Below are 7,648 nucleotides of genomic sequence, written 5' to 3'. Positions count from 1 at the left end.
TCGTACGCGCTCGCGATGCACGCGGGGATGCCGACGCCGTCGTAGGCCGCGCCGCACACGGCCAGCCCCGGGAGGGCGGCGAGGTGCTCGCGGACACGGGCCACACGCGCGTGGTGGCCGACGGGGTACTGGGGCAGGCCATCCTGCCAGCGGGTGACGCGGGTGGCGACCGGGGTGGCGTCCAGGCCGGTGGCGGCCAACAGGTCGTACCGGGAGACCTCCACGAGACCGGCGTCGTCGCGGCCGAGGATCTCCGTCTCGCCGTGCCGGCCGACGGAGGTGCGCAGGATGGTGAGGTCCGGGTTCTCCTCGTCGATCCAGCCCCACTTGCACGAGGCGAAGGTGGACGCCTTGATGGTGCGGCCATCGACCGGCGGCACCAGGAATCCGCTGCCCGCCGGAAGATCGGTCTCCGCGCGGCGGTAGGCGAGCGTGATGAGCGCCATGGAGGCGTACTCGACGCCGGCCAGCTCGGCGGCGGCGCCGGGCGCCTCGGCACGCAGCAGCCGGGCGGCGGCCGGGGCGGGCACGGCGACGACGACCGCGTCGGCGCGCAGCTCCCGTTCCCCGGTGACGACCCGCCAGCCGCCGGCCGGCTCCCGGCGCAGTTCGGTGACCGGGGTGCCGGTGCGGATCTCCCCGCCGCGGGCCCGCACCGACTCGGCGACGGCGAGCGGGAGGGTGCCCACACCGCCCTCGATGCCCATGAACACCGGTCCGGTCTGCTGCGCGGTGGCGGCCCCGGCCTGGATCTCGCGGACGCCCTCGGTCAGGGAGGTGTGCGTCCGCGCGGCCTGGAACAGCTGGGGGACGGCGGAGCGCATCGAGATGCGGTACGCGTCGCCCGCGTACACCCCGCCCAGCAGGGGCTCGACCAGCCGGTCGACGACCTCGCGGCCGAGCCGGGCCGCCACGTACGCGCCGACGGCGACGTCGTCGCCGACCTCGGTACGGGGCAACTCGGCGTCCTGTCCGATCCGGGCGAGGCCCTCGTCGGAGAGCACCCCGGCCAGGGCGGCGGCGGTGCCGGGGACGCCCATGACGTGGCCCTTGGGCATCGGGCGCAGGGCGCCGCGGGTCCACAGCGACGCGGTCGCGGTGGCCGGGGGCCGGAGCCGGTCGGTGAGGCCCACCTCACGGGCGAGGGTCACCGCCTCCGGGCGGCGGGCCAGCATCGACTCGGCGCCCAGGTCCACGCGCGCGCCCGCGATCTCACCGGGCAGCAACTTGCCGCCGACCCGCTCCGAGGCCTCCAGCACGGTCACCCGTGCCCCGCGCCCGAGCAGCCGGTGCGCGGCGGCCAGTCCGGCGATGCCGGCTCCCACCACGACGACCCGCTGCTCCGCACCCGTGTGTGATCCGCTCATGGCTCCACCCTCTCAGATGCCGCCGACGGTCCCACCAGGGCCATCCGGCCCTCCCGAGTCCCTACCGTGACCGCTTCGGGACCGTTTCGCGCCGTCGTTCCGGCGCCCTCCGGCGTCGTAGGAACGTCAGTGGTCTCGAACCCGGGGGGAACCCACATGCGCACACGACGATCCGAACGGCCGGCACACGCCATGACGGGCCTGCTGCTGGCAGCCGCGCTCGCCCTGGCCGGATGCAGCGGCGCGGATGACAGCGCCGACTCCGCCTCGTCCGACGGCAAGGCCGCCGCGCAGGCGGACGCCAAAGCGGGCACCGAGGAAGGGGCGAAGGCAGGGGCGGCTCGGGAAGGAGCTCCCGGCAGCTCGGCGGACGGCTCGCGGGCGACGGCGCCGCCCGCGGACAGGAGCACCGCCACGAGCCACATCATCCGCACCGCCTCGTTGACCGTGCAGGTGAAGGACGCGCCGACGGCGCTGGCCGACGCGCGCACGACCACCGAGAACGCGGGCGGCTACGTCGGCGACGAGAACACCCGTCAGGACGGGGAGGGCCACGAGCTCACGCGCGTGGTGCTGCGCGTTCCCGTCGAGAAGTACGACAAGGTCCTCGCGGACCTCGAGGGCGCCGGCAAACTCGTCGAACGCAGCGCGAAGGCGGAGGACGTCACCGACCAGGTCGTCGACGTCGAGAGCCGGATCAAGACGCAGCGCGCCAGCGTGGCCCGGATCCGCGAGCTGATGGACCAGGCCACCCGGCTCAGTGACGTGGTCACCCTGGAAGGCGAACTCAGCACCCGTCAGGCCGACCTGGAGGCCCTGCTCGCCCGGCAGGTGTCCCTGAAGGACCGCACCAGCCTGGCCACCATCACCCTGACCCTGTCCGAGACGCCGGTGGAGGAGAGCACCGAGGACGACGACCCGGGGTTCCTGGACGCGCTCGCGGGCGGCTGGGACGCGTTCGTGACGATGCTGCGCTGGCTCGCGGTGGCGATCGGCGCGGTGCTGCCGTTCGCGGCGGTGGCGGCCCTGCTCGCGCTGCTGTGGCTGAAGGCCGTACGGCCCAGGCTGTCCCGCCCCGCACAGCCGGCACCCGCTTCCCCGCCCCTTCCCGCGTCCCGGCCCTCGTCCGCGCGTGCGACGGCCCGGACCTCGGACGAGACCCCGGAGCCGGATACGAAGTGACCGACCCCCGTAGCGTGGTCGCATGACCACGAGCACGAGCACGAGCACGGGTACGACCACGGGTACGGGTACGGGTACGGGTACGGGTACGGGCCGCAGCGCAGGTCCGGCCGCGAAGGGACCGGAGCGCCTGGTGGTGATCGGCGGCGACGCCGCGGGGATGTCCGCGGCGTCGCAGGCACGCCGGCTGAAGGGGCCGGACGAGCTGGAGATCGTGGCGTTCGAGCGCGGGCGCTTCACGTCCTTCTCGGCCTGCGGCATCCCCTACTGGGTGGCCGGTGACGTCGCCGAACGCGACGAGCTGATCGCCCGCACGCCCGAGGAGCACCGCGCGCGGGACATCGACCTGCGGATGCGCACCGAGGTCACGGAGATCGACCCCGACCGGGGGCGGGTGCGCGCGCGGGACCTCGATTCCGGCACCGAGTCGTGGACCTCGTACGACAAGCTCGTGATCGCGACCGGCGCGCGGCCGATCCGCCCGGAGCTGCCCGGCATGGACGCCGACGGTGTGCACGGGGTGCAGACCCTGGAGGACGGTCAGGCCCTGCTCGACACGCTGGAGCGCACGACCGGCCGCCGCGCGGTGGTCGTCGGCGCGGGGTACATCGGCGTGGAGATGGCCGAGGCGATGATCAAACGCGGCTACGAGGTGACCGTCGTCAACCGCGGCCGGGAGCCCATGGCGACCCTCGACCCGGACATGGGGCGCCTGGTGCACGGGGCGATGGAGGGCCTGGGCATCACCATGGTGAACGACGCCGAGGTCACCGGGCTGCTCACGGGGGACGACGGCAGGGTGCGGGCCGTGGCCACGGCGGACGCCCAGTACCCGGCGGACGTGGTGGTGCTCGGCATCGGCGTGCGGCCCGAAACGGCTCTGGCGCGGGCGGCGGGGCTGCCCCTGGGCGAGCACGGCGGCCTGCTCACCGACCGGTCGATGCGGGTCCGCGGGTACGAGAACATCTGGGCCGGCGGCGACTGCGTGGAGGTGCTCGACCTGATCTCCGGGCAGGAGCGGCACATCGCGCTCGGCACGCACGCCAACAAGCACGGCCAGATCATCGGCTCGAACGTCGGCGGCGACTACGCCACCTTCCCGGGCGTGGTCGGTACGGCGGTCAGCAAGGTCTGCGACCTGGAGATCGCGCGCACCGGTCTGCGGGAGAAGGATGCCCACCGCGCGGGACTGCGATTCGAGACGGTCACCATCGAGTCGACCAGCCGCGCGGGCTACTACCCGAACGCCTCCCCCATGACGGTGAAGATGCTCGCCGAACTGCGCACGGGCCGCCTGCTCGGGGTCCAGATCGTCGGCCGGGAGGGCGCGGGCAAGCGCGTCGACATCGCGGCGGTCGCCCTCACCGCCGGGATGACGGTGGAACAGATGACGATGCTGGACCTGGGCTACGCCCCGCCCTTCTCCCCCACCTGGGACCCGGTCCTGGTGGCGGCCCGCAAGGCCACCACGAAGATCCGCGCCACGGCGGGACAGCCGTCGCCGCGTACGCCCTGACAGCCGTCGCCGCGTAGGCCTGACAGCCGTCCGGCCTACGCGGTCCCGTTGATCCGTTCGATCGCCTGCCGCGCCTGCTCCGCCGGAGGCCGCGCCTGCTCCGCCGGGGCCCGGGGCGGCAGGGACGACACGGAGGCGCTGGTGCCGCCAGTACCGGCGAAACCGGCCGCACCGGTGACCCCCGCGCTCACGGCCGCCGGCGGCTGCTCCCCCGCCGGCTTCGCGTGCGCGGCGGCGGCCCGCGCCGAGCGCAGGCGGTGGCTCACCGCCTCGTCCAGCGTCACCGGCCGCTGCATCCGGGAGGCGAGCCGCCCCGCCTCCTGGCCGAGCCGGGCGATGTCCTCCCAGGAAAGGCGCACCACGAGCGTGAGTTCTGCCTCCCCGTCGGGCAGCGCCTGCATCGCAGCGGTCACTCGGTCGTTCATGGCCCGTTCCTCACGTCGGCCCCGCGGCCCCTTCCCCGCGCCGCAGGCAGTTGGGAAGGGATACGCAGGGCCGGACGGCGGTGTTCAGCGGGGCGGCGGATTCACCGGCGGCAGCAAGGGCACAAGTGGGACGTGGTCATCCCCGTTCATGACGTGAATCCGACACGGCGCACCCCGTGGGTCACCTACGCGCTGCTCGCCGCGAACTTCGTCGTCTTCGTGTTCTTCACGCCCGGTGTCGTCGGCTCCCTGACAGGCAGCGGGAGCAGTCTCGCGGAGCTGTGCGATCTCCAGGCGTTCCTGGACCGGTACGCGGCCGTGCCGCGGGAGCTGATCCACCACCAGATGCCCCGCCTGGTGCCCACGGGCGCCACGGGGGTGGGACCGCAGGGGCCGGGGTGTGTGGCGGGGCCGCCGTCGTACGAAAAGTCGCCCGAGCTGAGCGTGCTCACGGCGATGTTCCTGCACGGCGGCTGGCTGCACCTGCTCGGCAACCTGCTCTTCCTGTGGATCTTCGGCAACAACGTCGAGGACCGCATGGGCCATCTGCGGTACCTGCTGTTCTACCTGGTCTGCGGCTACGCGTCCGCATACGGATTCGCACTCACGAACCCCGACGCCACCACTCCTCTGATCGGCGCCTCGGGAGCCATCGCCGGCGTCCTCGGCGCCTACCTGGTGCTCTACCCGAGGGCCCGGGTCTGGGTCCTCGTCCCCTTCCTGATCTTCCTGCCGCTGCGACTGCCGGCCTGGATCGTGCTCGGCCTGTGGTTCGTCCTGCAGGCGGTCTACTCGTCCGGCGCGGGCGTCACCGGCGCCGGGACGGTGGCGTACGCGGCCCACGTGGTCGGCTTCGTCGTGGGCATGCTGCTCGCCTGGCCCCTCAAGCCGGGCACTCCCCCACCGCCCGAACCGGGCGGCATCCGCTTCGGGCGGCAGACACGACGGACCTGGTAGGGCCACACGCCAGCGGCCGACGGTACGGCACGCGTACCGTACCGTCGGCTCCCTGGTAGCCCTTGTCGGCCCAGCAACGGATGCCGGCCTCGGCCAGGACGTCGATGACGCCGTGGGTACGGGCCGCGCGGGCGTCGTGGACCGCGCCGGACAGAGCCGGCGAGGCCCACAGCAGGTGCCGAACGGGGCGGCGGGGACCCGCACGTTCACCCCGTTCTTCCGGTGCTTTCCGGGGTAGTACGGCCGGTCAGTGGCGATGCGGTAGTCAGCCGGTGGGATGGCGCGCGGGAAGGTTCCGGACGAAGCCGCCCCGTTTCTGCCCTCGCGTGTCCATCACGACCCGGCTCAGACGGCTTCCAGGACGCTGACGTAGTTGGCCACTGCCAGACCGCCCATGTTGTGTACGGCGGCGCGCCGGGCGCCGGGCAGTTGCATGTCGCCGGCGGCGCCGGACAGTTGCATGGCTGCGAGGGCGATCTGGGAGACCCCGGTGGCCCCGACGGGGTGGCCCTTGGCCTTGAGGCCTCCGGAGAGGTTGACCGGCAGCTTGCCTCCCCGGTACACCCATCCCTCCTCGACCGCTCGGCGGCCCGCGCCCCGCTCGGTCAGGCCGATGACCTCGTAGAGCACGAGCTCGGCGATGGTGAAGCAGTCGTGCACCTCGGCGAAGTCGAGGTCGTCCAGGGATACGCCGGCCATCGCCGTGGCCCGCTGCCAGGCGGTGACGCTTCCGGCGAAGGCCACCGGATCGCGTTTGCCGGCGGGCAGGAAGTCGTTGGCCTGGCCGAAGCCGACAAGTCGGACCGGAATTGTTGCGGCGGACAGCGACAAGGCGGTGGTGGTGAGTACCAGGGCCGCGGCGCCGTCGGATATGGGCGAGCAGTCGGTGCGGCGTAGCGGTGCGGCCACCACGGGGTTGCGGTCGGAGACGGTCTGGCAGAAGTCCTCGCCGAGGTCCTTGCGGAGCTGGGCGTATGGGTTGAGCATGCCGTTGCGGTGGTTCTTGGCCGCGATGGATCCGAGGACGTCACCGACCGCGCCGTATCGCTTCTCGTAGTGGTTGGCCACGTCGGCGAAGAGTCCGGCGAACCCTGTCGTGGAGTGCTGCCCGGCCATTTCGTAGTCGGCCCCCAGGAGGGCCGCGCCGACCACGTCGGCTGTCGCGTGGGTCATCTTCTCGGCGCCGATGACCAGTACGGTGCGCGCGGTCCCGGCCAGCAGGGACTTGACGCCCTGGTGGAACGCGGCGGAGCCTGAGGCGCAGGCGTTCTCCACCCGGGTGGCCGGGATGCCCGCCATCTCGTCGGAGGCCTGGAGCGCCAGGGACGAGGCGAAACCGAGCGGGACCATACCGGAGTTGAACTGGCCCAGAAAGACTTCGTCGATCTGGTCGGGTTCCACACCGGCGTTGCGGATGGCCTCCGCGGCCACCTGGACGATCAGGGATTCAAGGGTCTCGTCGGAGTGCTTGCCGAACCTGGAGTGCCCCCATCCGGTGATCAGTACGTCCTTGCCGAACTGTTCTGTCAGGCTCATGCCGCCAACGTCTCCTCGACCTCGTCACTCACATCGAATTCGGCGTCGGTGTGGTCCCGAAGCTCGCGCATCGTGACGCCGGGGGCAATGCGCCGCAGCAACAGGCCGCGTTCGGTCACGTCGAAGACGGCACGGTCGCTGATGATCCGGTCCACCACCTTGCGGCCCGTCAAGGGAAGGGTGCACTCCTTGACGATCTTGGGAGTGCCGTCCTTGGCGACGTGGTCGGTGAGCACCACCACGCGGGGGGTTCCGGCGACCAGGTCCATGGCTCCTCCCATCCCCTTGACCAGCTTCCCCGGGATGCTCCAGTTGGCGAGGTCACCGGAACCGGAGACCTGCAGGGCGCCGAGGACGGCGATCTTCACGTGGCCGCCCCGGATCATGGCGAACGACTCCGAGGAATCGAAGATGCTTCCGCCGGGCAGGATGGTGACGGTCTGCTTGCCGGCGTTGATCAGGTCGGCGTCCTCGTCGCCGTCGTAGGGGAAAGGTCCCATGCCCAGCAGGCCGTTCTCGCTGTGCAGGGTCACTCGCACCCCCTCGGGCAGGTTGTTGGCCACCAGAGTGGGGATACCGATGCCCAGGTTGACGTAGTCGCCGTCGTTGAGCTCACTGGCCGCGATCGCGGCCATCTCGGCGCGGGTCCATGGCATGGTGTGCTG

Annotated in this window: 7 protein-coding genes and 1 pseudogene; 3 read left to right on the top strand and 5 right to left on the bottom strand. The window is 72.3% G+C overall.

The annotated features are described in order from the left end of the window. The coding region (gene hemG / locus ACFPZI_RS26195; RefSeq protein WP_381368080.1) for a protoporphyrinogen oxidase at window positions 1–1,367 on the bottom strand (1,367 nt) is incomplete at its 3' end. A gap of 156 nt (window positions 1,368–1,523) precedes the next feature. Here hemG and ACFPZI_RS26190 point away from each other — a divergent pair. Both ACFPZI_RS26190 and ACFPZI_RS26185 read left to right on the top strand, forming a co-directional pair. Then, on the top strand, window positions 1,524–2,549 hold the full coding sequence (locus tag ACFPZI_RS26190) for a DUF4349 domain-containing protein (protein WP_381367605.1): 1,026 nt from the start codon (window positions 1,524–1,526) through the stop codon (window positions 2,547–2,549). 22 nt (window positions 2,550–2,571) lie between these two features. Further along, the gene (locus ACFPZI_RS26185) at window positions 2,572–4,065 is read left to right on the top strand and encodes an FAD-dependent oxidoreductase (RefSeq protein ID WP_381367602.1); all 1,494 of its coding nucleotides are present in this window, start codon (window positions 2,572–2,574) and stop codon (window positions 4,063–4,065) included. Between the two features lie 35 nt (window positions 4,066–4,100). Here the strand turns inward: ACFPZI_RS26185 and ACFPZI_RS26180 are convergent, their stop codons facing one another. Further along, window positions 4,101–4,490, bottom strand: coding sequence for a hypothetical protein (locus tag ACFPZI_RS26180; protein ID WP_381367599.1), 390 nt, complete (start codon window positions 4,488–4,490; stop codon window positions 4,101–4,103). A gap of 132 nt (window positions 4,491–4,622) precedes the next feature. Between ACFPZI_RS26180 and ACFPZI_RS26175 the strand changes: the two genes are divergently transcribed. Next, on the top strand, window positions 4,623–5,447 hold the full coding sequence (locus tag ACFPZI_RS26175; RefSeq protein WP_381367596.1) for a rhomboid family intramembrane serine protease: 825 nt from the start codon (window positions 4,623–4,625) through the stop codon (window positions 5,445–5,447). Window positions 5,448–5,466: 19 nt separating this feature from the next. Here the strand turns inward: ACFPZI_RS26175 and ACFPZI_RS26170 are convergent. From ACFPZI_RS26170 to ACFPZI_RS26160, 3 genes and pseudogenes are all read right to left on the bottom strand, one after another. Next, window positions 5,467–5,708: pseudogene (locus ACFPZI_RS26170) on the bottom strand (transposase family protein); the annotation flags it as partial. Window positions 5,709–5,792: 84 nt separating this feature from the next. After that, on the bottom strand, window positions 5,793–6,983 hold the full coding sequence (locus ACFPZI_RS26165) for an acetyl-CoA acetyltransferase (RefSeq protein ID WP_381367593.1): 1,191 nt from the start codon (window positions 6,981–6,983) through the stop codon (window positions 5,793–5,795). Further along, complete coding sequence (locus ACFPZI_RS26160) at window positions 6,980–7,639, bottom strand: CoA transferase subunit B (protein WP_055592294.1); 660 nt, start codon at window positions 7,637–7,639, stop codon at window positions 6,980–6,982. The genes ACFPZI_RS26165 and ACFPZI_RS26160 overlap by 4 nt, the downstream gene beginning before the upstream one ends. Window positions 7,640–7,648 lie beyond the last annotated feature (9 nt).

Origin of the sequence: Streptomyces chlorus (genome assembly GCF_042655885.1) — a bacterium.
In the GTDB taxonomy this organism is placed as follows: Bacteria; Actinomycetota; Actinomycetes; order Streptomycetales; family Streptomycetaceae; genus Streptomyces; species Streptomyces chlorus.
The sequence above is the reverse complement of the archived record's forward strand: the minus strand, read 5'-3'. Positions and strand labels throughout refer to the sequence as shown.